This is a genomic window from Pengzhenrongella sp. (genome assembly GCF_036565025.1).
Taxonomy (GTDB): domain Bacteria; phylum Actinomycetota; class Actinomycetes; order Actinomycetales; family Cellulomonadaceae; genus Pengzhenrongella.
The window spans coordinates 1-23,417 of the sequence record NZ_DATCNW010000317.1; the positions used below are offsets into that span (position 1 = coordinate 1).

Below are 23,417 nucleotides of genomic sequence, written 5' to 3' on the forward strand. Positions count from 1 at the left end.
CGCCACGTCAGGTCCCGCGCCGCGAGCCGCGCGAGCGACTCGCGCACGACGGCGATCGTGCCGAGCAGCTGCCTCGTCAGGAACCACGCCGCGGCGACGGCGAGCAGCAGGCCAACTCCCACGGCGACCGCCAGCCGGACCCGGACCTGGTGATAGGTGGCCTGCGCCTGCGCGGCGACGGCCGCCTCCTGCTTCTGCTCGGCCGTGAAGAGGCTGTCGAGCGGGAGGCCCATTGCCTCGTTCGCGGCGTTGAGCGGACCGCTCATGGCCGCGTACGCGGCCGCGGTGTCCCCGGCGTCGGCCGCCGGTCGCACGACGGTGTCCCGCGCCTTCTTCCAGGCCTCGAAGTCGGACGCGAACGTGTTCATCGCCTTTGTCTGCTCGTCGCCCGCACCGCCATGGTCGGCCAGATACGCCGCGACGGCGTCGTGCACTGCCGCGTCCGAGATCGTGATCTCGTCGGCGACCCCGGCGCGCTCCTTCGCCGACGTCGCGGCGACGTAGGTCCACACGTTGACGCGGCTGTCCCCCTCGGCGTCCCGCAGGTTCGCGAAGTCGGAGAACGGTCGCGCGACGTGCAGGTCCAGGGTAACCACGTCGGAGTCCACCCGCGCCAGGCCGGTGAGCCCCAGCGCGCTGGCCGCGAGCGCGGTCAGTATCCCGACGCCGGCCAGCGCGAACAGCTTGAGCCGCACCGAGCTCTTGCGTCGGGCTGCGTCATATACGGGGGAGTTCGACATCGTGGTTGTCCTCATGTCAGGAACGCCGGGCAGTCCTGCTCCCCATCGACGCTCCCGCGCCGCTTTTGAGCGGCTTTCATCCGCTATCTGACACGACTCGTCGGCAGCGTGAGCACGAAACGCGAGCCCGGCGCATGCCCGACGTCGAGCTCGAGCGTGCCGTGGTGGCGTTCGGCGATCTCCCGCGCGATCGCCAGCCCGAGGCCCGCTCCCCCGTCCGACGCCGAGCGCGCGTCGTCCAACCGGGTGAAGCGCTCGAAGACCACCTCGCGACGGTCCGCGGGGATCCCCGGACCGTCGTCGAGCACGGCGAGCGTCGCGCGACCGTCCGGCGCCTGCGACAGCGTGACGGTGACGACGCTGCGGGCGTGCCGTACCGCGTTGTCCAGCAGGTTCGCGACCGCCCGGGCGAGCTGCTGCCCGTCCCCGGTCACCTGGACCGGGTGCACCCCGCGGGTGTCGGGCACCACGGTGCCGTTCGCCCGCAGGCCGCGGGCCACCAACTCGACGACGTCATCCAGGTCCACCGGATCGGGCCGCACGACGTCGAGCGCGCCCCCGGTCCCCGCGCGCCAGCAGCAGCAGGTCCGCCACCAGCCGCTGCAGGTTGAGCGCCTCCGCCAGCACGCTGCGATGGGTGGCCGGGAGGTCCGCGGTCGCCGGATGGGCGATGTCCGCCTCGAGCTCCGAGCGGATCCGGGCGAGCGGTCCCCGCAGCTCGTGGGACGCGTCCGCGACGAACCGGCGCTGCCGCTCGGCCGATGCCGAGAGCCGGTCGAGCATCGCGTTCATGGTGCGCGCGAGGTGCGCGACCTCGTCGTGGGTCGCCGGTTCGGGGACCCGGCGGTCCAGCCGCGCGCCCGAGATCTCCTCCACCCGGACTCGGATGTCCTCGACCGGTCGCACCCAAGCCAAGTGAAACGCCGCCGAAATCGGCGCGTGCCCTGAGCCCGCGTCACCGGATTGAAGGGCCGACCCGCCGTCCAGCTCGCCGACGGCCCGCGAGCCAGTCCGCCAGTCGGTCAGTCGGCCGGCCCGTCAGCCGTGAGTTCGTCATTTCGCCGCGAGCAGGGGATCCGTCGCCGAGTGGTCACGGGGGCTCGGTGTGTCGGGTCTGGGAGAATCCGGGGGTGACCTCCCCCGCTCCGGCCCCGCTCGATCCCGCGCTGTTCGACCCGCGCCCGGACATCCGGCTGATCGCGGCGGACATGGACGGCACCCTGCTCGACGACTTCGACGAGCTGCACGACCACCTGTGGCCGATGGTGCGCGAGCTCAGCCGCCGGGGCATCGTGTTCTGCCCGGCGAGCGGGCGGCAGTACGGCAACCTGCTGAACCGCTTCCGGGACGTCGCCGACGACGTCGTGTTCATCGCCGAGAACGGCACCTACGTGGTCCGGCGCGGTGCGGAGATCAGCTCGGACTGCCTCGAGCCCGACGCGGCCCGGCGGCTCGTCGTCGCGGTGCGCGAGCTCGCGGCGTCAGGCGTCGATGCCGGTGCGGTGCTGTGCGGCAAGCGCTCGGCCTACATCGAGCGAAACGACCCGCCGTTCCGCGCCGAGGTGGACAAGTACTACGCGCGGCTGCAGGTGGTCGACGACCTGCTCGCGGTGGACGACGACGACGTGCTCAAGGTCGCCGTCTTCGACTTCGGCTCCGCCGAGGCGACCACCGCGCCCGCGCTCGCGAACTTCCGCGACACCCACCGGGTCGTGGTCTCGGGCCGGCACTGGGTCGACGTGATGAACCTGAGCGCCAACAAGGGCGAGGGCATCCGCCATCTCCAGCAGGCCCTGGGCATCACCGCGGCCCAGACCATGGTGTTCGGCGACTTCCTGAACGACCTGGAGATGATGGACGCCGCGGAGTACTCCTTCGCGATGGAGAACGCCCACCCGGAGCTGCGCGCCCGGGCCCGCTACCTCGCGCCGTCGAACGCCGAGAACGGCGTCGTGCGCACGATCTCCTCGGTGCTCGGGCTCGCCTGGACGTCCTGATCGACGTCGCCACCCGGAGGGTTCAGCCGAGCAGGCGTTCCATCAGCCGCGGGTCGCCGGGCCACGCCTCGAGCAGCACGTCGCGCGGGACGGTGCGGGCCGCGTAGCGCAGCGCGAGCGCCACGACGACCACGTCGTCGAGCGGTCCGATGACCGGCAGGAACTCCGGGATCAGGTCGATCGGCGACAGCACCCACAGCCCGGCGAACCCCACCGCGATCCGGGCCCGGCGCGGCACGGCCGGGTGCCGGCGCAGCCGCCGCATCGTGGTGAGGCAGGCCGGCAGGAACCGGGCCAGCTCCTTGGCAGTGCCCTCGGGCAGGTGCCGGGCGAGCAGCATCAGGGCGCCCCAGGTGATCGCCATCATGGCGATGGCGATCACCAGGCCGACCAGCCAGTGGCTCACCCGCGGACCGTCATGACGTCAAGTGTGCCGCGTACTCCTTCTCGGCCGGGTCCGATTCCACGGTCGGCGCGGTGACGTCCTTGCGGGTCACCGCGAGGAAGACGACCAGGGCGAGGATCGTGACCAGGAAGAGCGCGCTCGTGACGATCGTGCCGAGCGCGAGACCGCCGTCGGCCTTGGGCTGAGACAGGTAGTCGCCGAGGGAGGCGCCCAGCGGGCGGGTCAGCACGTACGCGATCCAGAACGAGAGCACCGCGCCAAGCCCGAACCGGCGATGGGCGATCGCCACCGCGAGGATGAGCCCGGCGAACATCACGGCCGAGATCCAGAAGCCGAGGTTGAGCCCTTCCGCGACCATGTCGCCGGCCGCCGTGCCCAGGGCGAAGGTGAACAGGATCGCCAGCCAGTAGAAGCCCTCCCGGCGGCTCGTGACGATCGAGTGGATCGAGAGCGTCTTCTCGCTCGCGAACCAGGCGGCGAAGGTGACCGCGAGCGCGATGGCGAACACGATCGTCGTGGTGGTCAGCGGCACCCCGAAGTTGTCCACCAGGTTGTCGGTGATCAGCGTGCCGACGATGCTGATCAGGACCACGGCGAGCCAGTAGATCCCGGGCACGTACTTCTTCAGGCGGAACTGGATGACCAGTGCGACGGCGAGCAGGGCGCCCATCAGGTACGTCGTGTTGGTCAGCCCCAGGTTCAGGTTGACGCCGAGGAAGTCGGCGGCCGTCTCCCCGACCGTGGTGGCCATCACCTTGATCACCCAGAAGTAGGCGGTGACCTCGGGGACTTTGTTGAGCAGCTGGCGGCGGGTCGGCCGAGCCTCCGGCTGCGAGAGCGTCGATGTCGTGGAGTTGGTCATAGGCCCGAGGGTCACACGGCGCACCTGAAAATGACCTGACCACCTCGTTCGGCGCAGTCGCCCGGCGGACGGCCGCCGCACTACCCGACCGTTCTACAAGGTCGTGCTACCCGACCGGGAGCGACGTCGTGAAGCGGCCGCCGGGGCCGGCCCGTGCGGTCACGTCGCCCCCGCAGGACCGGGCCAGGCGTCGCGCGAGCGCCAGCCCGAGTCCGGAGCCGGGTGTCCCGGCGGCGCCGCGCCCGCGCTCGCCGGGGCCGAAGACCCGGTCGGTCTCGTCGGCGTCCAGCCCCGGCCCGTCATCGAGCACCTCGAGCAGCACCCGGTCCCCGGCGAGGGACCAGCCGACCCGGATCCGGGTCGCGGCGTGCCGGGCCGCGTTCTCGAGCTGCGGCGCGAGGATGCGGCGCACCAAGGACTCCTCGCACGCCACGGCCAGGCCGGACGGCACGGGCCCCGGGGCATCGGCCACCTCGACCACGACGTACTCGGGCGGGTGGACGGCGTCGAGGGCCGCGCGCACCGCGTCCGCCACCACCGTGCGGGCACCCTGGGCCACGGGCTCCCGGGTCGAGCGCAGGAGGGTGTCCACCGTCGCGCTCAGCTCGTCGATGTCGACGACCACCGCCGCCAGGGCCGCCCGGAGCGTGCCGACGTCGGCGCTGTAGCCCGACACCTCGGCCTCGGCGCGCGCTCGGGCGAGCGGAGTTCGCAGCTCGTGCGCGATCTCCTCGGTGAGCCGGCGTTCGTGGCGCAGGCTCGCGCCGAGCCGTCCGAGCAGGTCGTTGAGCGTCGACCCCAACCGGCCGATCTCGTCGCGGACCGGAGCCGGGACCTCGAACCGGCGGTCGACGTCGTGCGCGAGCCAGTCCTGGGCCTGCCGGGTCATCCGGTCGACCGGCCGCAGGGCGGCGCCCACCAGCCACCGGGTCACCACCGCGAGCACCAGGACGATCGCGAGGTCCAGCACCAGCGCGGAGAGCAGCGCGATCTGGCGGGTGCGCTGGTACGCCTCGAGGGAGATGCTCACGACGACGGTCGCGCTGTTCGGCGCCGCGCCCGGCACCGGCACGGCGAGCAGCCGGGTGCGCGGCGAGACGTTCGCGAACGTGGGCCCGGCGACCCCCGCCAACGGGACGACGTCGGTCAGGGCGACAATGGACGCCGGGGGCGCGAGCACGACCGAGCGGCCGCGACCCAGCACCCAGGTGACCGAGTCGAGCGTCTCGTCGCTCGGGTTCTCGGTGACCACGACCCGCTCGCCGTGCAGGGTGACGCTGGCGAGGACGGCCTCGGCCCGGGCCTTGAGCGTGGCGTCGGCGTCCCGGTCGAGCGACGCGGACAGCAGCAGGGCGAAGCCCCCCGTGAGCAACAGGAGCCCGACCAGGACGGCGAGCACGGTGGTGACCGTCAGCCGCGAGCGCATCACTCGACCTTGTACCCGACGCCGCGAGCCGTCGCCAGCGCGATCCCCGGGTCCAGCTCGCGCAGCTTGCGGCGCAGCCGCGCGATGTACGCGTCGAGGGTGTTGTCGTGCACGATCGCGCCGTCCGGCCAGCCCGCGGCAACCAGGCTGTGCCGCCGAACCACCTGACCGCGGTGCGCGACGAGCCGCGCGAGCAGCCGGAACTCGGTCGGGGTCAGCGAGACCCGACGCTCGTCGAACGCGGCGGCATGGGCGCCCGGTTCGAGCCGCAGGCTGCCGGCCTGCGGGGGCTCCGCCTCGGGCGACCGGCGCGCCAACGCCTCGAGCCGGACCACGAGCTCGGCGAACGCGAAGGGCTTGGCGAGGTAGTCGTCGACGCCCGCGTGGAAGCCGGAGAGGCGGTCCACCAGCCCCTCGCGCGCGGTGAGCATCAGCACCCCGACGCTCGAGCCGCCGGCCCGCAGGGCGGCGACGACGTCGCGACCGTCCGCGTCCGGCAGCCCGATGTCCGCGACGAGCAGCACCGCACCGGACGCCCCGATGCCGGCGAGCAGCTCCCCGCCGGTCGCCACCGCCAGGACCACCGTGAAGCCGGCGTCGGTGAGGCCGCGGCGCAACAGGTCGCGCAGCCGGGCGTCGTCCTCGACGATTGCGACAGGTGTACCCATCCCCGGAGCCTAGGCGCGGACCGTGGCTTTCCCGCGATCCGCCCTCTCAGGTCGCTCTCAGGCGCGCTGGCGGACAATCGGCTGATGACGCAATCGCAGGGGGAGCTCGGCCCGCGCGTCCTGCCCCGGCCTGCCCGCAGCTGGCGCTCGCTCACCGAGCACGCCCGGACGAGCCAGGGCCGCACGCTGATCGCGGGCGGCGTCCTCGTTCTCGCGGGCCTCGCGATGTTCGCCGGGCTGCTCGACGGCGTCCTCGAACGGGACGACCTGAGCACACTGGACTCCCCCGTGCTCGGCTGGCTGATGGCCCGGCGCACGGGAGCCACCACGGCCACCTTCGCGCGCATCTCCTCGTTCGCGGACCCGGTCGTGCTCTCGGCGATCGTGCTCGTCGTCATCGTGGTGCTGGTGTGGCGGACCCGGGGCGTTCGGTCGGGGCTGCTGCTGGGCGGCCCCATGGGGATCGCCATGGCGACGTCGTCGGGCGTGAAGGTGCTCGTCTCACGGTCCCGGCCGCCGACGGCCGACATGATCGCGCCCTTCGAGGCGAACTTCGCCTTCCCGTCCGGGCACACCGTCGGCGCGGCGACGTTCCTGCTCGTGTGCGCCTACCTGTGGTGGTCATCGCGCCCGACGGTGTGGGTCGCGGTAGTGGGCCTGGCCGCGAGCGCGGTCGGGACGGCGCTGATCGCGCTCAGCCGGCTGTACCTTGGGTACCACTGGCTCACCGACGTCAGCGCGTCCGTCGCGATCGCCGTCGCGATCCTCGGGGCGGTGATCGTCGTCGACCCCCTGCTCAGCGGGTCACGGGCGGCCCGTGCCTGGCGCCCGACGGACTGAGGCCCACGAGGTGGAAGGAGGTCCCGTGCGCGCAACCCAGCGGCTCGTCGTGTGGGACGTCGACCGCACGCTGACGAGGTCGGACACCCTGGTGCCGTTCCTGCGGACCCTGGTCCGGCGCCGCGACCTGCCCGCCGTCCTGCTGCGCGTCGCGGTCGACGTCGTGCGCGGCGGGGGGCGGCGCGCCGCGCTCAAGGACGCGTTGCTGCGGCGTTTCCTCGCGGGCCGCCGGAGCACCGACGTCGAGGCCAGCGCGGCCCGGTACGCCCAGATCGTGCTCGAGCGTGGGTGCCGGCCGGACTCCCTGGAACGGTGGGCGTGGCACCGGGGCCGCGGCGATGTGCTCGTGCTGGCCTCGGCCTCGCCGGGGCTGTACGTGCGGGTCCTGGGAGAGCTCCTCGGCGCGCAGCACGTGCTCGCGACCGAGCTGGCAGGGGCGGCCGGGCGCCTGACCGGCGAGCGGTCGGGGCCGAACTGCCGGGGCCACGACAAGGCGGCCCGGATCGCCGACCTCGTCGCGCGGCTCGGGCCCGGGGAGGTCTGGGTGTACACCGACAGTCGCAGCGACGTCCCGAGCCTCGCGCTCGCCGACGTCCCGGTCCGGGTCCGCCGATACCGGCGCCTGACCACTCCGCCCCCGACCCTTCCCCCCACGGGTCGCCGGTCCAGCGAGCTCGTGCGGTTCGCGCTGACCGGCGTGGCCGCCTACCTGGCCGACGTCGCCGTCTTCAACCTCGCCCTGCTCGTCCTGCGGATGGATCCGCTGGCGGCCAAGGCCCTGTCCAGCGTCGTGGCGATCACGGTCGCCTACCTCGGCAGCCGCTACTACACCTGGCCCGACGCGCTGCGCCGGAACACCGCCGGAGCGGTCGCCAGGTTCGTGGCGATCAGCGTCGCGGCGGCCCTGGTGCAGGTAGCCTGCCTCTGGCTGTCCCACCACGTGCTCGGCCTGACCTCGGCCCTCGCGGACAACCTCGCGGCGAACGTCGTCGGCATGGCCCTGGCGACCGCCCTGCGGTTCTGGGCGTTCCGCCGGTTCGTGTTCGCACCCGAGGAGTCACTCGCAACCGCCGACCCTGCGCACGACCGGCGCATCGTGGCGCACGGACCGCGCCGGAGCCGCGGAGAGCCATGAAGGACGCCGTGGGGAACGTGCAACGGGTGCTCGTCCTAGGGGGCACCTCCGACATCGCCCGCGCGGCTGTCGTCAAGCTGGCCACGGCGCGACCCGCCGTGGAGGTCACCCTGGCGGCCCGCCCGAGCGAGCGCCGAACGGCGGCCGCCAAGGCCCTCACGGAACTCGGCCTGCTCGCCACCGAGGTCGACTTCGACGCGACCGACCGCGCGTCCTACAGCGACGCGATCACGTCCGCGTTCGAGGCCGGCGGGGACATCGACGTCGTGCTGGTGGCGTTCGGCCTGCTCGGTGACCAGGAGCACGCCTGGCAGGACCTCGACGCCGCGCTCGACCTGGTGCAGGTCAACTACGCGGCCGCGGTCGGGTGCGGGGTCCTGCTCGCGATGCGGATGCGCGCGCAGGGGCACGGCGCGATCGTCGCGATGTCCTCGGTCGCGGCCGAGCGTCCGCGCCGGTCCAACTTCGTCTACGGCTCCACCAAGGCCGGCCTGGACGCCTTCTACACCGGGCTCGGTGACGCGCTCGCGGTGGACGGCGTGCAGGTCCTCGTCGTTCGGCCCGGTTTCGTCCGGTCCGCGATGACGGCCGGGCTCCGGGCGGCGCCGCTGGCGCAGTCCCCCGAGCAGGTCGCCGACATCATCGTCGCCGGGCTGCGGTCGGGGCGGTCGACCGTGTGGTCGCCGCCGGCCCTGCGGTGGGTGATGTCCGTCCTGCGGCACCTGCCCCGGGCGGTATTCCGGCGCCTGCCGCTCTGAGGCGCGCCTCTCAGCACCTCCTCAGCGATCGAGGCGGAAAGTGACATCAACAACGCGAGACCTCCCGAGGAGAGCGCGATGACCATCGAGCGCATGACCGCTCCCGCGGCGAGCCCTGCCTCCCCGACACGGGACGAGCGCCCGACGCCGCCCGCGAACCGCAGGCGTCTCACCGTGCGACGGCTGATCGCGTTCGTCGTCGTGCTGCTGGTCCTGCTCACCGGCGGCTCCTACGTGCGCGCTCTCACGTACCCGGGCAGCGCCCCCTTCCAGGTCCGCTCGGTCGAGTGGGTCCGGGACCACGGCGGCAACGGCCTCGTGGACCGCATCGAGAACTGGTACTACTCCAGCCACGCACCGCGAGGTTCGGCCCCGGACCCGGCGGCCCTTCCGGCAGCTCCCGCCGCGGGCGTGCGCGCGGCCGTCCGCGCACCCGCGGCGCTTCCGCTGCTCGCCGGGCACACCCCGGTGCGCGCGGAGGGCGCGTGGGTGGCCGGACGCCGCGACCCCGCGGGCTTGCCCGCGATCTACACCACCTTCGTGCGCCCCGACCCTGCACACCCGAGCGTCGTCGCCGGCGTGGCCTGGATCCGTGCCGGGGACACCAGGGCCCACCTGGTGCCCGGGACCGTTGAGCCGGCCGGCGCACGCTGGCCCAGTGCCGCCCGGGTCGCCACCGCCGACGTCCCGGCCCTGGTCGCGACGTTCAACTCCGGCTGGAAGATGGCCGGCGCCCGCGGCGGTTTCTACCTGGCCGGACGCACCGCGCGGCCACTTCGGGTCGGTGCAGCTTCGGTCGTGATCGACGACGCCGGCCGGGCGACCGTCGGGCAGTGGGGCCGGGACGTGTCCATGACCTCCCACGTCGTCGCCGTCCGGCAGAACCTCGCCCTGATCGTGGACGGCGGCCGGCCGGTGCCGGGCCTGGCCTCGAACAAGGGGGCGCAGTGGGGGAACGCCCGCAACCAGTACCAATACACCTGGCGGTCCGGGATCGGCACCGACCGCGCCGGGGACCTAGTGTACGTGGGCGGGCCGGAGCTCACCCTGCGCGCGCTGGCGACCGCGCTCGCCGACGCCGGAGCCGTGCGGGGCATGGAGCTTGACATCCACCCGAGCACGGTCTCGTTCGCGTCCTGGGCCCCCGCACCGACGGGTCGGGTCGTACCGACGAACCTGCTGCCGACCTTCGACCGCCCCGCCGACCGTTACCTCGCGCCGGACCAGCGCGACTTCTTCTATCTCACCCTGCGCTGAGCAGCCAGACCAACGAATTCGAAAGGTGATCACGATGTCCACCCTGGTCGATCGGCATGGGGCCGGGCTCGAACCGAGCCGCGGCGACGGCGTGCCACCGGCCGCGAGCGCGCGCGGGCCGGGCTGGAGACTGTGGCACGCGATCGAGCCGTTCGTCGTCACGGCTCGACCCCGCCAGTGGCTGAAGAACGGCCTCGTGCTCGCGGCCCCGACCGCCGCGGGAATGCTGCTCAAGCCGCGGATCGATCTGCTGGCACTGCTGGCTGTCGGGTCCTTCACGCTGGCCGCGATCGCGACGTACTTCGTGAACGACGCCGTCGACGCCCCGGCCGATCGCCTGCACCCGGTCAAGTCGCGGCGCCCGGTCGCCGCGGGCCTCATCACCCCCCGTGCCGCCGTGATCGCCGGGCTGGTCTGCGGCGTCGGCGCCATGGCGATCGCCCTGTCGCTGGGCTGGGCCTTCACGGCCATGGTCGGCGCGTACCTCGCCCTGACCGCCCTGCACAGCCTGCGGCTCAAGCAGGTGCCGGTGCTGGACATCCTCGTGGTCGCGGGCTGCTTCCTGCTTCGCGCGGCGGGTGGCGGGGTGGCCACCGGGGTCCAGCTGTCGAACTGGTTCCTGCTCGTGGCCCTCTTCGGCTCGCTGTTCCTGGTGACCGCCAAACGGGCCGCCGAGCAGGGGCGCGACCCCACGGGCACGCACGCGCGAACCACGCTGGACGCCTACCCCGCCTCCTGGCTGCAGCAGGTCATGACGGTGTCCCTGACCGGAACCCTGATGGGCTACGCCCTGTGGGCGTTCCGGTACGTCGGCCTCGACATCGACAAGCCCCTGATCAACGCCTCCCTACTGCCGTTCCTCGCCGTGCTGCTGCGGTACTCGCTGCTGGTCTCGGAGGGAGACGGAGAGCAACCCGAACGGCTGCTCACCCGGGACCGCTTCCTGATCGCCGCCGCCGGCACCTGGGCGGCTCTGGTGATCGCCGGGATCTACCTCGGGTGACGGAACCTTGCTGACCGTGATCGGTAGTCTCCGCTCCTACGCTGGGCAGATGAGGTCACCCATCCGAACCCCGCGCCCCCGCGCACCTCGTCGAACTCGTCGGCGACCTGCCGGCGTGCGGGCCCACTCGACCGCCGCAGCCGTCGCGGTGGTTGCGGTCGCCCTGCTCATCACGTCGGTCAGCCTCGTCGTCCTGCTCGAGCGCTCGGTGCACGCCAACGCGATCGGCACCGCGACGGCCCATGCCCAGGACACCGCTGCGGAACTGGTGAAGGACGGCAGGGTGACCCCTGCGCTGAGCCTGCAACGGGTGCCCGGCGAGTCCGCCCTCGTGCAGGTCCTGTACCGCGGCCGGGTCGTCGCGGCAGGGCCTGGCATCCGGGACGAGCCTCCGCTGACCCGCCTCACCCCGCGCGCGGGGAAGGTCGCGACCGCGCGGTTGAACAGCCTCCCCGACGGTGAGGGCAAGGACGAGTACGCCGTGGTCGCGCTCGGTGTGGCCGGGGTCAGCGGCGCCGACACGGTCGTCGTCGCGCAGTCGGTCGGGCTGGGCGAGGACGCCGTCGCGAAGGTCACCACGTTGCTGGCGATCGGCTGCCCGATCCTGCTCCTCCTGGTGGGCGTGGTCACCTACGTGCTCTCCGGTCGCGCGCTGCGGCCGGTGGAGGAAATCCGGCGACGCACCGCGGGGATCAGCGGCGCCGACCTCTCGGCCCGCGTCCCGGTCCCCACGACGGGCGACGAGGTCGCCAGGCTCGCCGAGACGATGAACGAGATGCTCGCACGCCTTGACGCGTCCCAGCACGCGCAGCGCCGGTTCGTCTCAGATGCGAGCCACGAGCTGCGCAGCCCCCTCGCGGCGCTGCGCGCCGAGGTCGAGGTGGCCGCCCTGAACCCGACGACGACCGACTGGGAGCGGACCACGCGCGACGTCCTCGCCGAGACGGTCCGGATGCAGTACCTGGTGGACGACCTGCTCACCCTCGCGAAGGCAGACGAGCGCGGGATCCTGGTGCACCACGAGGACGTCGACCTGGACGACCTCGCCGGCGCGGAGGCGCACCGGCTGCGGGAGGCCAACGGGCTCGTGGTCCGGACCGACATCACCCCGGTCCGGGTGAACGGCGACCGCCAGAAGCTGGCGCGCGTGGTGCGCAACCTCGCCGACAACGCGGCGCTGCACGCCGAGTCCCGCGTGGCGGTGCGCGTGCGGCCCGGCCGGGACAGGACCGCGATCCTCGAGGTGTCCGACGACGGCGCGGGCGTCCCACCGGACCAGCGGGCCAGGGTGTTCGACCGGTTCGTGCGCCTGGACGAGGGCCGTGACCGCGCGGTCGGCGGTTCCGGGCTCGGGTTGGCGATCGTGGCGGAGATCGTCGCCGCGCACGGCGGAACCGTCATCGTGGCAGGTGACACCGAGCTCGGTGGCGCACGGTTCCGGGTCACGCTGCCGCTCGGGTAGCGAGCTCCGACCGCCCCGCCCCGTACACCGGCCGAGCACGGCGGCCGGGCCGATGGGACGAGAGCGCGCCGTCGAGCCGGGCGAGGCACAGTGGCACGATGACCCCAGCCGAGATCGCCGTCGCACTCGTCGCCGCTCGCTTCCCCGATGCGGTGGCCGCCTTCCTCGGTGGCAGCAGCGCCACCGGCGCCAGGCAGACCAGCACGTCCGATCTGGACATCGTCGTCGTCCGCGGCGACGGAGCCGCGGTGTTCCGCGAGACGACCACGTCGCAGGGCTGGCTCGTCGAGCTCTTCGTGCACACGCCGTCGTCGTGCCGGCACTACTGGGACCTCGACGCGGCCGCCCGCCGGCCGCCGCTGCTGCGGATGTGCGCCGAGGGAGTCCAGCTCGTCTCCGTCGAGGGCGGTGCCGAGCGCGTCCGGACCGAGGCCCGGCGGCGGCTGGCCGCGGGACCACCGCCCGTGGGCGAGGACGAGTGGGCCGCGCGGCGCTACGGGCTCAGCGACCTGCTGGACGACCTGCGCGGCGCGGCTCGGGGCCCCGAGCTGGTCTTCATCGCGAACGAGGTGCTGACCGCCACGTGCGAGATGGCGCTGCTGGCGCAGGGCCGGTGGCTCGGTACGGGCAAGTGGCTGGCCCGCGAGCTCGAGCGGCTCGACACCGGCCTGCTGCAGGAGCTGACCTCCGCTCACGCGGCCGCGGTCGGGGGCGACGGTCAGGCGCTGACCTGCATCGTCGAGCGGGTGCTCGGTCGCGTGGGCGGACCGCTGTCGACCGGCTACCACGTGGACGGACACCTGCCGCAGGCAGTGCCCGCACCGTAACGCCCGGCTGGGTGCCTGCCGGGCGGACGACCGGGTCGCGGCCAAGTCCTCACACGACCGCGGACGGTGCCGATGGAGCCTTCAAACCCACCCCCGGCTCGACGAGGATCGCCATGACGACCTACCCGTTCACGCCCACCGCGCTCACGTCGTCGCAGACGTCCGAGATCACCGTGCACCGCCAGCCGGTGGTGCGCCCCGACCGGTCGGTGCACGGATATGCCGTGCACGTCGCGGTCCGCGCGCCGATGCCGATCGCGCACCTCGGGGACCAGCTCGACGAGCTCGTGCACGGCCGATACGGCGAGCTCGACCTCACCGCGCTCGTGCACGAGGACGTGGCCTTCGTCCGCGCCACCGCGGGGATGCTCATGGGCAGGGCGCCGGTCCCCGCGACCCCGGGCGGTGGCCTTGTGCTCGAGGTCCCGCGCCTCTTCACCGACCGGTCCGACGCCGACTCGCACCTGGAGCGGCTGCACGGTGAGGGTGTCGGGCTGGCGCTGACCGACTACGCGCCGGGCGTCAACACCGACCGCTTGCTCCCGCACGTCGACTTCGTCAAGGTCGACCTGGGCCGCGGGTTCGAGCCGGCCGCGCACGCCGTCGACCGGGCCAGCGAGCTCGGCACCCCGGTGATCGCCGAGCGCGTCACCAGCTCGGCCGCCGTCAACTTCGCCACGGCCGCCGGGATCGCCCTGCTCCAGGGCCCGCTCTTCCTGCGGGACGCGCCCACCCTGCCGCGCACGTTCACCGCCGGCCAGATCCAGTGCCTCGAGCTCATGGCGCTGCTGAGCGCCGACCAGGTCGACCTGGTCTCGGTGGTCACGGTGATCGGCGCCGACCCCGAGCTGGCGCTGCGGGTGCTCAGCCTGGTGAACTCCAGCGCCATGGCCCCGAGGCGCCGCATCGACTCGGTGCGGCAGGCCGTCACGATGCTCGGCCCCAAGCCGCTCGCCGCCATCGCGACCGCCTCGCTGATCGACGCACGGGGCCACTCGAGCGCCGGCCTCTGGTTCGTGCTGACCCGCGCCCTGACCTGCCGGACGATCACCCGAAGCGATGCCGGGTACACCGTCGGCCTGCTGTCCGCCGTCGCCTCGCAGCTGCAGGTCGACCCGGCGGAACTCATCGCGCGCGCCGGGGTGTCGGACGACGTCGGGGACGCCATCCTCACCCAGTACGGGCCGTACGGGCCGGTGCTCGCGGCCGTCCTCGCGCACGAGGAGAACGACTTCTCCGGCGTCGAGGCCACGGGGCTCGCGCCGTTCAGCGTCGCCAACGCCTACCTCACCGCGGTAGCCGCCGCCCTCACGACGACCACGTCCCTCGCCGACTGAGTCCCCGAGTCGTCACCGCCCCGCCCCCTCCTCTCCCGATGGCCGCCCCATAGTCATCGAACTGGGAGTTGTTGTCGTCAAACCGCCCGAAATAGGACAACAACTCCCAGTTCGCGGCGCATCGGGGTCTGCGAGTCGACCGAGCAGTGCTGCGTCACTGGGCGGAGGGCGGTGGCGTTGCACACGGGACAGTGTGCCCGGCCCGGAGGCCGTGCGGCCTCACGCAGTGAAGCTGCCCGGCCGTGGCTGGATCCACGCGGCAACGTCGTAGCCGTGGTCCCAGGGGAAGCGCCCGGCCATGTCGTCGTAGGTCAGCTGCAGCGCGCGCACGGAGGCCGACGCCGGCCGCTGATAGTGCCGATTCGCGGTGAAGACGATCTCACCGGGGTTCGGCGACTCCTCGATGGTGACGCGATGGAACCACCTGCCGAAGGTGAGGAGCTCTCCGGGGATGAGCTTGCTGCCCCGACGAATGCGTGACGCCACGTCGTTGAGGAGCGACGACGCATCATGCTGGCACAGGCCGAGCGCCACGAGCTCAGGGTGGCCGATGCCGAAAAGGCCGACGGTGTACGCGATCGAGGTCTGCTTGTGCGGCGGGTCCGGCAGCACGTAGACGATGTGCACTCCGTACTCGCGAATGTCGTCCGCGACCAGTTGTTCCTGCTGGTCGAGCCAAGCCGTCGTTCGGGGATCATCGATGGGGTCCACGGTCGTCTCCTCAGCGCTGGAGACCCGACCGTAAGTCGCTGGTCCGGCCGACGCTCGGGTCATCCACAGCCGAGCTCCATCCACAGGCAGGGCGCCCGCAGCGTGCGGATCGTGATCGGCTCGACGGTTCCGGGGCGGCCGGGCAAGCGAAGGCGCAGCATAGGAGCATGACGAACCTCGATGCCGATCGGGACACCCTGCGAGCGCTGGCCGACGAGGGCAACGAGAAGGCCCTGGACCGGCTGGCCGACCTCGCGGACGAACGCGGGGACCTCGACGAGCTGAACGAGCTCCTGGACGAGGGCTCCCTGCATGCCGGCCGGTTGCTCACCCGCAGGGCCGTCGTCGCGGGTGACCTGCTGGAGCTGCAGCGGCTCTCGGACGCCGGCGCCGACCAGGCCGGCGCCGAGCTCGACCGGCTGCTCGACGGTCCGGGGACGGGCGGTGCCGGCGCGGACTGAGCCGGCCGGCACAGCGCAGAACGTCGCCCGACACCGGGCCGGCCGTCAGCGAGCAGACCGTCAGCGGGCACCGCGCAGACCCCAACAGGCCGGCTGCTCCGCCGCCTAGCGCCGCCTACCCGCCGTCGTCGGCCAGGCGGTAGCCCATGCCGCGGACGGTCTCGATGGCGTGCCGGTCGAACGGCACGTCGATCTTGCGCCGCAGGTAGCCGACGTAGACCTCCACGACGTTCGGGTCGCCGTCGTACGCCGAGTCCCATACGCCGGCGAGGATCTGGGGCTTGGTCACGACGTCGCCGCGGTGCCGGATCAGGAACTCGAGCAGCCCGAACTCTCGGGGGGTCAGCGCGATCTCGACCCCGCCGCGCGCGACCCGCCGGCGCGCCGGGTCGAGGGTCAGGTCGCCGGCGGCCTGCACGACGGGGCGCTCGGGCGCGCCCCGGCGCATCAGCGCGCGCAGCCGCGCGATCAGGACGAGGAACGAGAACGGCTTGGTCAGGTAGTCGTCCGCGCCGAGGTCGAACGCGTCGACCTGGTCGTGCTCGCCGTCCTTGGCGGTGAGCATGAGCACGGGCGTCCAGATGCCCCGCTCGCGCAGCTCCTCGACCACCCGGTACCCGCTGAGGCGGGGCAGCATGATGTCGAGCACGATGACGTCGTACGGATGCTCGGTCGCGGCCCACAGCCCGTCGACACCGTTGTGGACGATGTCCACACTCATCCCCTCGGCCGCGAGACCGCGCTGCACCGCCTCCGCGAGCCGGACCTCGTCCTCGACCACGAGCACCTTCATGCTGGCTCCCCCATCGTTGTCGCCACCATCATCCTGGCCCGGTGACGCTGAGAGAAACCTGAGAGTCGCGCGGGGATGCGATTCTCAGGAACCTCTCAGGGGCCTCTGGCTAGGTTTGCCAGGCACCGCGATCGGTGCCGTGCCCGGACGCCGGGCGCGCCCCCTCCCCTGAGGAGAACTGTGTTCGACACCATCGCCGGCCTGCCGCTGCATCCCCTCGTCGTGCACGCGACCGAGGTGACCGTGCCCGTCACCGCGATGGCGGTCCTGCTCGCGGCGCTGTGGCCGGCGTTCCGGCGGTGGGCTGGAGTCCTGCCGCTCGCCCTCGCGTTGGCCTCGCTCGTCCTGGTGCCGCTGTCGACCCAGTCCGGAGAGGCGCTCGAGCACCGTGTCGGGGGTGACGCCCTGATCGAGAAGCACTCGCAGCTCGCTGACGGCCTGCTGCCGTGGGTGATCGCCCTCGTCCTCGTCGCCGCCGGGCTGCTCGCGTGGACCTGGAAGTCACGCAAGGCCGACGTGCCGGCTCGGGGCCCGCGCTGGGTCGTATTCGCGCTGGCGGCGTGTGCCCTCGTCGCCACCACTGGGACGACCGTCCAGGCCGTCGAGATCGGGCACAGCGGCGCGACCGCTGTCTGGCACGAGGACATGAAGGCCGCACCGAAGGCTGACAGCGACGCGGGCTGAGGCCACCTCTCAGGACAGCACGTCCTTGGTGGCGAACCTGCCGTAGGCGAGCGCGCCGAAGGTGACCACGTACCCCGCCTGGAGCAGCGCGTTGTCGCCGAACGAGGTCCAGGAGATGGGCTGGCGCAGCAGGTCGGCGAAGTCGAACCAGTGGTGGCTGAACAGCCACGGGTGCAGCCACGCCAGCTGGGTCAGCGAGTCCAGGACCTGCGACGCGACGGACAGCACGATGGTGGCCGCCATCGCGCCCACCGGCACGTCGGTCAGGGTCGAGATGAACAACCCGACGGCGGACAGCCCGAGCAGCGAGACGGTGATGTAGGCGGCGACGAGGAGTGCGCGCAGCACCGACTCCCCGACGCCGATCGTGTCCCCGCTCAGCAGCGTCACCGGTCCCACCGGGAACAGCAGGCCTCCGATCACCGCACCGGTCACGACGACGGCGAGGGTGGCGGCGAGGCAGAACGCGGCCGCGCCCACGTACTTCACGATGAGCAGCCGGACCCGCCCGGCCGGGGCCACCAGCAGGTAGCGCAGCGTGCCGAGGCTCGCCTCGCCCGCGATGGTGTCCCCGGCCACCACCCCGATGGTCAGCGGCAGGAACAACGGGATGCAGACCACCAGGCCGGTGACCCCGACGAACAGACCGTTCTGGGTCACCCGGTCGAGGAACGGCGGTCCCTCCCCGGGCGCGGGCGGGGTCGAGGAGAGCCGGACGGCGACCGCGATCAAGATCGGGATGACCGCGAGCGCGGCGAGCATCGCCCAGGTCCGGCGGCGCCGGAACAGCACCCTCAGCTCGGACGCCAGCAGCGCCCAGCCGGCCGACGGCCGGGCACGCGCGACGGCGACTGCCTGTTCACTGGGCAATGTCGAACCCTTCTCCGGTGAGGGCCACGAACCGGTCCTCGAGGCTGGCACGCTCCACGGCGAACCCGCGCACCCGCACGCTCGCCACCACCAGGGCCGCGACGATCGCCTCGGGCTCGACGGTGTGGTCCAGCAGCGGCGCGCTGACCACCGGGTCGCCGACGTGGTCGCGCTCCGGATCCAGCACGGGCTCGGGTGCGAGGCCGAGCATCTCGAGCACCCGCCGGGCGCCGTCCACGTCGGGCGTGCGGATCCGCACGTGCGAGACACCGGCGCGGCGCAGGTCGTCGAGGGTGCCCTGCGCCACGAGGCTGCCGACGCTCATCACGGCGGCGTGCGTGCACATCTGCTCGACCTCGGCGAGCAGATGGCTCGAGACGAAGACGGTGGTGCCCTCGGCGGCCAGGGACCGGACCAGGCTGCGCACCTCGCGCGTGCCCTGCGGGTCCAGGCCGTTGGTCGGCTCGTCGAGCACCAGCAGCTCGCGCGGTGCGAGCAGGGCGTTCGCGATGCCGAGGCGTTGCTTCATGCCGAGGGAGTAGGCGCGCACCTTCTTCCCGGCCGCGTGCGTGAGGCCGACTCGTTCGAGGGCGCTGTCCACCCGGGCCCGACGGGTGGCCGACGGCGCATGCCGGTCGGCCGCATCGATCCGGTGCAGGTTCGCCGCCCCGGACAGGAACGGGTAGAACGCCGGTCCCTCGACCAGTGCCCCGACGCGCGGCAGCACCTCCCGCAGGTGCCGGGGCATCTCGTGGCCGAGCACGCTGACCTGCCCGCTCGTGGCCGCGGCGAGGCCGAGCATGAGCCGGATCGTGGTGGTCTTCCCGGAGCCGTTCGGGCCGAGGAAGCCGAAAACGGCCCCGCGCGGCACGGCCAGGTCGATGCCGTCCACGGCAGCCTGGCGGCCGAACCGTTTGGTCAGGCCCCGGGTCTCGATCGCGAGCTCACCCCGGGGATCGGCCGTCACTGGCCGGCTGCCGCGGCGCGCAGCCGCTCGAGCGGCACGGATCCGGCGAGCACGCGCCCGTCAGCGGTCACGAACACGTTCACCAACGCGGTGTGCAGCGCCCGGCCACCGGCGAAGGCGCGGGTGACCTGGCTGAAGATCGGGGAGGTTGTCACCTCCGGCGGCAGGGCGCCCGCGGGCAGCACCACGACCGCGTCCCAGCCGGTGCCGAGCACGGTGGGCTCGGGGCCCGGGGAACCGTCGTGGGCGTGGGCCGCGGCAGCCTTGGCCGCCGAGTCGTCGGCGGCAGCGCGACCGGCGGGCTCGTGCTTCGCCAGGCCCTGCGGCAGCGCCTGCTGCGTGAGGGTCGCGCCGACCGGTGGCGTGAACTCGAACCGCGCGGCGGGCGGCGTGGTGAGCGAGAGGGCCGTGAAGCCGAGCTGGAACGCGGGCTTGGCCTGCCCCGTGGCCGACACCGTGACGCGCAGCGGCAGCCCGCTCCGGGAGTCGACCGCGATCGACACCGAGCCGATCAGGGTGCCGGCGGCGCGCGGCGCGAGCACCAGCTGGTAGGCGGCGCGGCCGGCCACGGTGACGTCCTTCTCGACGCTGACCCGGGTGCTCGGCCCGATCGCCGTCACGAAGTGGTGAGCCAGCTGCGCGGGCGTCGGCATGTCGGGCGGCGTCGTCGGGCCGGCCTTCTCGGCGGCCCCGGCCGGGAGGGTGAGGTGGGTCGCGGTGTCGGTCTGCGAGCTGAAGAACCACACGTCGGTGCCGTGCCGCACGACGTCGCGCTCGGCGAGGGAGTCCAGCACCTGCACGCGCGCGTTGGTCGGGCCGTCGAGGTAGACCCGCGCGGTGTGCGTGCGGGTGAGCAGGTCGAGGGCCGCCGCCGCTCCGCCGGAGCCGGCCGGTCCGCCGGTGGGCAGCTCCGGCAGGCCCAGGTGCGAGGTCTGCTCGAGCGTCCCGGAGAGCGCCTGCACGTGGCTCTGCCCGATCAGCTGGAGGACCTGCTCCGGAGTCTTGGTGGGCAGGTCGACCGCACCCGCGAACGCGGGCCCCGCCAGCGCGTACACGGCGACGACGGCCGGCACGACGGCGGCGGGCACCCACCGCGACCAGGTGCGGTTCATGGTAGGGCAGGGATCGCGAGGCTCATGCCACGACGCTACGTCCACTTCGCGCCGCCGTCGCGCGAGAGGGACGACGATCTTCGAACGGGTCAGCTCTGGCTCGCGTCGTCGACGCTCTCCTGCAGGATCGGGGTGACCTTTCGGCGACGGTGCCACCAGAGCAGCGCGGCGGCGGCTGCGACCAGTGCGAGGACGCCGCTGCCCCGCCCGAGCGCCTTCTCGACCGCCCCGTAGGACTGGCCCGCGAAGTAGCCCACCAGCACGAAGCCCGTGCCCCAGGCCAGCCCGCCCGCGGCGTTGAACGCCAGGAACCGGGGGTACGGCATCCGGCTCGTGCCCGCGAGCGCGGGCATCACCGCACGCAGGAACGCGGTGAACCGGCCGAGGAACACCGCCCACCCGCCACGCTCACGCAGGAAGCCCTGGGCGCGGGCGACCCGCACCTCGTGACGGCGCAGGATCCGCGACCGGAGCACGCGCGGACCGAGGTGCCGCCCGACCTCGAAGCCGACCGAGTCGCCCAGGATCGCGGCCACCACGACGATCACGATCACCATCGACAGCGACAGCCGCCCGGTCTCGGCGAGGACACCGCCGAGGATGACCGCGGTCTCCCCCGGCAGCACGAACCCGACGAAGATGGCGGCCTCGGAGAACACCAGCAGCGCGATGGCCGCGTAGGCGGCGGGCGCGGGGACGGCGAGCAGCCAGTCGGCGAGCCCGTTCAACACGGACCCGCCCCGGGGCGCCCGACGTCCGCGACCATCCGTGCGCTCATCATCTGCCCGTTCCGCTCCGTCGCTGCTGCCTCGGTCCGGCCCCATCCTGTCGACGGAGCCTGTGCGTGACCTGAGAACAAGTGTGCGCCGTCGCACCCACGAACGCGCAGCGCTGGGCCGGGGGGTCGGTGGCAGATCGTAGGGTGGGGGCGTGACTTCGGGGTGGTTGGCTGACGACGAGAACCTGCCGTTCGACGACGAACCGCCCTACGACCCCTCGTACGAGGGCCCGCAGGAGACCGGGCCTGCGCCCGACGACGCCCCGCGCTCCCGGTTCCAGCCGGTCGCCGCGGCCCGCACCTCGCCGCCGCGTCCGGTCGCTGCACCGCGTCCGGTCGCCGCAGCGCACCCGGCGCAGGCCCCGCGGCCGGAGCTCGGCCCCGCCCCGGACGCGCTCGCCGTGCTGAGCCGCGTGTTCGGGTACGACGCGTTCCGTGGCGACCAGGCCGAGATCATCGAGACAGTCGTGGCGGGCGGCGACGCGCTCGTGCTCATGCCCACCGGTGGCGGCAAGTCGCTGTGCTACCAGATCCCCGCGCTCGTGCGCCCGGGCACCGGGGTCGTCGTCTCCCCGCTGATCGCTCTCATGCAGGACCAGGTCGACGCGCTGTCCGCGCTCGGCGTGCGCGCGGGCTTCCTCAACTCGACCCAGGACTCGGGCGCGCGCCGGCGCGTGGAGCAGGCGTTCGTCTCGGGAGAGCTGGACCTGCTCTACCTCGCGCCGGAACGGCTGCGCGTCCAGGGCACGCTCGACCTGCTCGACCGGGGTGAGATCGCCCTGTTCGCGATCGACGAGGCGCACTGCGTGTCGCAGTGGGGCCACGACTTCCGGCCGGACTACCTCCAGCTGTCGATCCTGCACGAGCGGTGGCCCGCGGTCCCGCGCATCGCGCTGACCGCGACCGCGACCGGCGCGACGCACGCCGAGATCGCCAAGCGCCTGCAGCTCGGCGACGCCCGGCACTTCGTCGCGAGCTTCGACCGGCCGAACATCCAGTACCGCATCGTGCCGAAGAACAGCCCCAAGACCCAGCTGCTCGACCTGCTGCGCGCCGAGCACCCCGGCGACGCGGGCATCGTCTACTGCCTGTCGCGCGCCTCGGTCGAGAAGACCGCCCAGCACCTCGTCGAGCACGGGATCCCGGCGCTGGCGTACCACGCGGGCCTCGACGCCCGGGTGCGCGCCGCGAACCAGGCCCGCTTCCTGCGCGAGGACGGGCTCGTGATGGTCGCCACCATCGCGTTCGGGATGGGTATCGACAAGCCAGACGTGCGGTTCGTGGCGCACCTGGACCTGCCCAAGTCGGTCGAGGGGTACTACCAGGAGACGGGTCGTGCCGGGCGCGACGGCCTGCCGTCGACGGCCTGGCTCGCGTACGGGCTCCAGGACGTCGTGCAGCAGCGCCGGATGATCGACACGTCCGACGGCGACGCCGCTCACCGGCGCCGCCTGAGCGCGCACCTGGACGCGATGCTCGCGCTCTGCGAGACGGTCGAGTGCCGGCGCGTGCAGGTGCTGGCGTACTTCGGCCAGGCCAGCACCCCGTGCGGCAACTGCGACACCTGCCTCGCCCCGCCCGAGACCTGGGACGGCACGATCCCCGCGCAGAAGCTGCTCTCCGCGGTGACCCGCCTCGAACGCGAGCACGGACAGCGCTACGGTGCCGGGCACCTCGTGGACATCCTGCTCGGCAAGCTCACGCCGCGGGTCAACCAGCTCGGTCACTCGACCCTGACCGTCTTCGGGATCGGCACCGACCTCGCGGACACCGAGTGGCGCGGCGTCGTGCGCCAGCTGCTTGCCCAGGGGCTGCTCGGGGTCGACGCCGAGGGGTACGGCACCCTGCAGCTCACGGACACCAGCTCCGCGGTGCTCCGCGGCGACCGCTCGGTGCTGCTGCGCCGCGAGGCCCCGAAGCCGGCTCGCGCCGCGCGGGCGACCCGGGCGTCGAAGGGCGCGGCGGCCGCCGCGGACCTCGACGCGTCCGCGACAGCCGTGTTCGAACGGCTGCGCACCTGGCGCGGGGCCACGGCGAAGGAGCAGGGCGTGCCGGCGTACGTCGTGTTCCACGACGCGACCCTGCGCGAGATTGCGACGCGCGTGCCGGCCTCGCTGGACGAGCTCGGCACCGTCAGCGGCGTCGGGGTGGCCAAGCTCGAGAAGTACGGTCCGGGAGTGCTCGAGGCGCTGACCGCCTGACCGCCGGGGCGGTGCAGGCCCCCATGAGGGTCTGCGGCAGGTCGCCGCTGCCGTGCGCCTGGAGCTCCCGGCCGGGCTTGCCCTTCGGCGCGGCGACCTCCGCCGCGACGTCGCCCGTGAGC

General features: G+C 73.1%; 25 protein-coding genes. 12 read left to right on the forward strand and 13 right to left on the reverse strand.

From position 1 onward, the window contains the following. The 3 genes from VIM26_RS18335 to VIM26_RS18345 form a co-directional block, all read right to left on the reverse strand. Positions 1-740: MCP four helix bundle domain-containing protein (locus VIM26_RS18335; RefSeq protein WP_331953878.1), on the reverse strand; the 740-nt coding region annotated here is incomplete at its 3' end. Positions 741-823: 83 nt separating this feature from the next. Further along, entirely contained in the window at positions 824-1,282 is a 459-nt protein-coding gene (locus VIM26_RS18340; RefSeq protein WP_331953880.1) for a sensor histidine kinase, read from the reverse strand. Continuing rightward, the gene (locus VIM26_RS18345) at positions 1,254-1,646 is read right to left on the reverse strand and encodes a histidine kinase dimerization/phospho-acceptor domain-containing protein (protein WP_331953925.1); all 393 of its coding nucleotides are present in this window, start codon (positions 1,644-1,646) and stop codon (positions 1,254-1,256) included. The genes VIM26_RS18340 and VIM26_RS18345 overlap by 29 nt, the downstream gene beginning before the upstream one ends. Before the next feature lie 224 nt (positions 1,647-1,870). On the opposite strand from VIM26_RS18345, the gene VIM26_RS18350 reads away from it, so the two are divergent. Then, complete coding sequence (locus VIM26_RS18350) at positions 1,871-2,737, forward strand: Cof-type HAD-IIB family hydrolase (RefSeq protein WP_331953882.1); 867 nt, start codon at positions 1,871-1,873, stop codon at positions 2,735-2,737. A gap of 22 nt (positions 2,738-2,759) precedes the next feature. On the opposite strand, the gene VIM26_RS18355 is transcribed toward VIM26_RS18350, so the two are convergent. From VIM26_RS18355 to VIM26_RS18370, 4 genes are all read right to left on the reverse strand, one after another. Then, the gene (locus VIM26_RS18355) at positions 2,760-3,143 is read right to left on the reverse strand and encodes a YkvA family protein (protein ID WP_331953884.1); all 384 of its coding nucleotides are present in this window, start codon (positions 3,141-3,143) and stop codon (positions 2,760-2,762) included. Positions 3,144-3,153: 10 nt separating this feature from the next. Further along, on the reverse strand, positions 3,154-4,005 hold the full coding sequence (locus tag VIM26_RS18360) for a hypothetical protein (RefSeq protein ID WP_331953886.1): 852 nt from the start codon (positions 4,003-4,005) through the stop codon (positions 3,154-3,156). A gap of 106 nt (positions 4,006-4,111) precedes the next feature. After that, positions 4,112-5,431: a sensor histidine kinase gene (locus VIM26_RS18365; protein ID WP_331953888.1), complete on the reverse strand. Its 1,320-nt coding sequence runs from the start codon at positions 5,429-5,431 to the stop codon at positions 4,112-4,114. After that, positions 5,431-6,099 (reverse strand): response regulator transcription factor, encoded by a 669-nt coding sequence (locus VIM26_RS18370; protein ID WP_331953890.1) that lies wholly within the window; start codon positions 6,097-6,099, stop codon positions 5,431-5,433. The genes VIM26_RS18365 and VIM26_RS18370 overlap by 1 nt, the downstream gene beginning before the upstream one ends. A gap of 84 nt (positions 6,100-6,183) precedes the next feature. Between VIM26_RS18370 and VIM26_RS18375 the strand changes: the two genes are divergently transcribed. The 8 genes from VIM26_RS18375 (at position 6,184) to VIM26_RS18410 (ending at position 14,718) form a co-directional block, all read left to right on the forward strand. Then, positions 6,184-6,939 (forward strand): phosphatase PAP2 family protein, encoded by a 756-nt coding sequence (locus VIM26_RS18375; RefSeq protein ID WP_331953892.1) that lies wholly within the window; start codon positions 6,184-6,186, stop codon positions 6,937-6,939. A gap of 25 nt (positions 6,940-6,964) precedes the next feature. Beyond that, positions 6,965-8,074, forward strand: a complete 1,110-nt coding sequence (locus VIM26_RS18380; protein ID WP_331953894.1) for an HAD-IB family hydrolase — start codon at positions 6,965-6,967, stop codon at positions 8,072-8,074. After that, positions 8,071-8,832 (forward strand): decaprenylphospho-beta-D-erythro-pentofuranosid-2-ulose 2-reductase, encoded by a 762-nt coding sequence (locus VIM26_RS18385; RefSeq protein WP_331953896.1) that lies wholly within the window; start codon positions 8,071-8,073, stop codon positions 8,830-8,832. The genes VIM26_RS18380 and VIM26_RS18385 overlap by 4 nt, the downstream gene beginning before the upstream one ends. A gap of 78 nt (positions 8,833-8,910) precedes the next feature. Beyond that, positions 8,911-10,089, forward strand: coding sequence for a hypothetical protein (locus VIM26_RS18390; protein WP_331953898.1), 1,179 nt, complete (start codon positions 8,911-8,913; stop codon positions 10,087-10,089). A gap of 34 nt (positions 10,090-10,123) precedes the next feature. Then, a complete protein-coding gene (locus VIM26_RS18395; RefSeq protein WP_331953900.1) occupies positions 10,124-11,092 on the forward strand; it encodes a decaprenyl-phosphate phosphoribosyltransferase in 969 nt (322 codons plus the stop codon). Positions 11,093-11,207: 115 nt separating this feature from the next. Beyond that, positions 11,208-12,554 carry a HAMP domain-containing sensor histidine kinase gene (locus VIM26_RS18400; protein ID WP_331953902.1) on the forward strand — a complete coding sequence of 449 codons (1,347 nt, stop codon included), beginning with the start codon at positions 11,208-11,210 and terminating at the stop codon, positions 12,552-12,554. Between the two features lie 98 nt (positions 12,555-12,652). Further along, the gene (locus VIM26_RS18405; protein ID WP_331953903.1) at positions 12,653-13,381 is read left to right on the forward strand and encodes a nucleotidyltransferase domain-containing protein; all 729 of its coding nucleotides are present in this window, start codon (positions 12,653-12,655) and stop codon (positions 13,379-13,381) included. Between the two features lie 113 nt (positions 13,382-13,494). Then, positions 13,495-14,718: an EAL and HDOD domain-containing protein gene (locus VIM26_RS18410; RefSeq protein ID WP_331953905.1), complete on the forward strand. Its 1,224-nt coding sequence runs from the start codon at positions 13,495-13,497 to the stop codon at positions 14,716-14,718. Between the two features lie 219 nt (positions 14,719-14,937). Here the strand turns inward: VIM26_RS18410 and VIM26_RS18415 are convergent, their stop codons facing one another. Further along, positions 14,938-15,429, reverse strand: coding sequence for a DUF4262 domain-containing protein (locus VIM26_RS18415; protein ID WP_331953907.1), 492 nt, complete (start codon positions 15,427-15,429; stop codon positions 14,938-14,940). 167 nt (positions 15,430-15,596) lie between these two features. Between VIM26_RS18415 and VIM26_RS18420 the strand changes: the two genes are divergently transcribed. Then, positions 15,597-15,890 (forward strand): hypothetical protein, encoded by a 294-nt coding sequence (locus tag VIM26_RS18420; RefSeq protein WP_331953909.1) that lies wholly within the window; start codon positions 15,597-15,599, stop codon positions 15,888-15,890. A gap of 115 nt (positions 15,891-16,005) precedes the next feature. Here the strand turns inward: VIM26_RS18420 and VIM26_RS18425 are convergent, their stop codons facing one another. After that, a complete protein-coding gene (locus tag VIM26_RS18425; RefSeq protein ID WP_331953911.1) occupies positions 16,006-16,683 on the reverse strand; it encodes a response regulator transcription factor in 678 nt (225 codons plus the stop codon). Between the two features lie 180 nt (positions 16,684-16,863). Here VIM26_RS18425 and VIM26_RS18430 point away from each other — a divergent pair, with 180 nt between their 5' ends. Next, positions 16,864-17,367: a DUF2231 domain-containing protein gene (locus tag VIM26_RS18430; RefSeq protein ID WP_331953913.1), complete on the forward strand. Its 504-nt coding sequence runs from the start codon at positions 16,864-16,866 to the stop codon at positions 17,365-17,367. A gap of 9 nt (positions 17,368-17,376) precedes the next feature. On the opposite strand, the gene VIM26_RS18435 is transcribed toward VIM26_RS18430, so the two are convergent. The 4 genes from VIM26_RS18435 to VIM26_RS18450 all read right to left on the reverse strand — a co-directional run bounded on the left by VIM26_RS18435 (position 17,377) and on the right by VIM26_RS18450 (position 21,047). Next, a complete protein-coding gene (locus tag VIM26_RS18435; RefSeq protein ID WP_331953915.1) occupies positions 17,377-18,237 on the reverse strand; it encodes an ABC transporter permease in 861 nt (286 codons plus the stop codon). Next, complete coding sequence (locus VIM26_RS18440) at positions 18,227-19,204, reverse strand: ABC transporter ATP-binding protein (RefSeq protein ID WP_331953917.1); 978 nt, start codon at positions 19,202-19,204, stop codon at positions 18,227-18,229. Before VIM26_RS18440 ends, VIM26_RS18435 begins: the two co-directional genes overlap by 11 nt. Next, positions 19,201-20,316 carry a DUF2092 domain-containing protein gene (locus VIM26_RS18445; RefSeq protein ID WP_331953919.1) on the reverse strand — a complete coding sequence of 372 codons (1,116 nt, stop codon included), beginning with the start codon at positions 20,314-20,316 and terminating at the stop codon, positions 19,201-19,203. Before VIM26_RS18445 ends, VIM26_RS18440 begins: the two co-directional genes overlap by 4 nt. 89 nt (positions 20,317-20,405) lie before the next feature. Further along, on the reverse strand, positions 20,406-21,047 hold the full coding sequence (locus VIM26_RS18450) for a DedA family protein (protein ID WP_331953921.1): 642 nt from the start codon (positions 21,045-21,047) through the stop codon (positions 20,406-20,408). A gap of 199 nt (positions 21,048-21,246) precedes the next feature. Here VIM26_RS18450 and recQ point away from each other — a divergent pair, with 199 nt between their 5' ends. Then, positions 21,247-23,295: a DNA helicase RecQ gene (gene recQ, locus VIM26_RS18455; RefSeq protein ID WP_331953923.1), complete on the forward strand. Its 2,049-nt coding sequence runs from the start codon at positions 21,247-21,249 to the stop codon at positions 23,293-23,295. Positions 23,296-23,417 lie beyond the last annotated feature (122 nt).

Coding starts and splice junctions, on each gene's coding strand:
- VIM26_RS18360 (WP_331953886.1), bottom strand. CDS start 4,005: ATGACCAACTCCACGACATCGACGCTCTCGCAGCCGGAGGCTCGGCCG.
- VIM26_RS18365 (WP_331953888.1), bottom strand. CDS start 5,431: ATGCGCTCGCGGCTGACGGTCACCACCGTGCTCGCCGTCCTGGTCGGG.
- VIM26_RS18370 (WP_331953890.1), bottom strand. CDS start 6,099: ATGGGTACACCTGTCGCAATCGTCGAGGACGACGCCCGGCTGCGCGAC.
- VIM26_RS18375 (WP_331953892.1), top strand. CDS start 6,184: ATGACGCAATCGCAGGGGGAGCTCGGCCCGCGCGTCCTGCCCCGGCCT.
- VIM26_RS18385 (WP_331953896.1), top strand. CDS start 8,071: ATGAAGGACGCCGTGGGGAACGTGCAACGGGTGCTCGTCCTAGGGGGC.
- VIM26_RS18390 (WP_331953898.1), top strand. CDS start 8,911: ATGACCATCGAGCGCATGACCGCTCCCGCGGCGAGCCCTGCCTCCCCG.
- VIM26_RS18395 (WP_331953900.1), top strand. CDS start 10,124: ATGTCCACCCTGGTCGATCGGCATGGGGCCGGGCTCGAACCGAGCCGC.
- VIM26_RS18405 (WP_331953903.1), top strand. CDS start 12,653: ATGACCCCAGCCGAGATCGCCGTCGCACTCGTCGCCGCTCGCTTCCCC.
- VIM26_RS18410 (WP_331953905.1), top strand. CDS start 13,495: ATGACGACCTACCCGTTCACGCCCACCGCGCTCACGTCGTCGCAGACG.
- VIM26_RS18420 (WP_331953909.1), top strand. CDS start 15,597: ATGACGAACCTCGATGCCGATCGGGACACCCTGCGAGCGCTGGCCGAC.
- VIM26_RS18425 (WP_331953911.1), bottom strand. CDS start 16,683: ATGAAGGTGCTCGTGGTCGAGGACGAGGTCCGGCTCGCGGAGGCGGTG.
- VIM26_RS18445 (WP_331953919.1), bottom strand. CDS start 20,316: ATGAACCGCACCTGGTCGCGGTGGGTGCCCGCCGCCGTCGTGCCGGCC.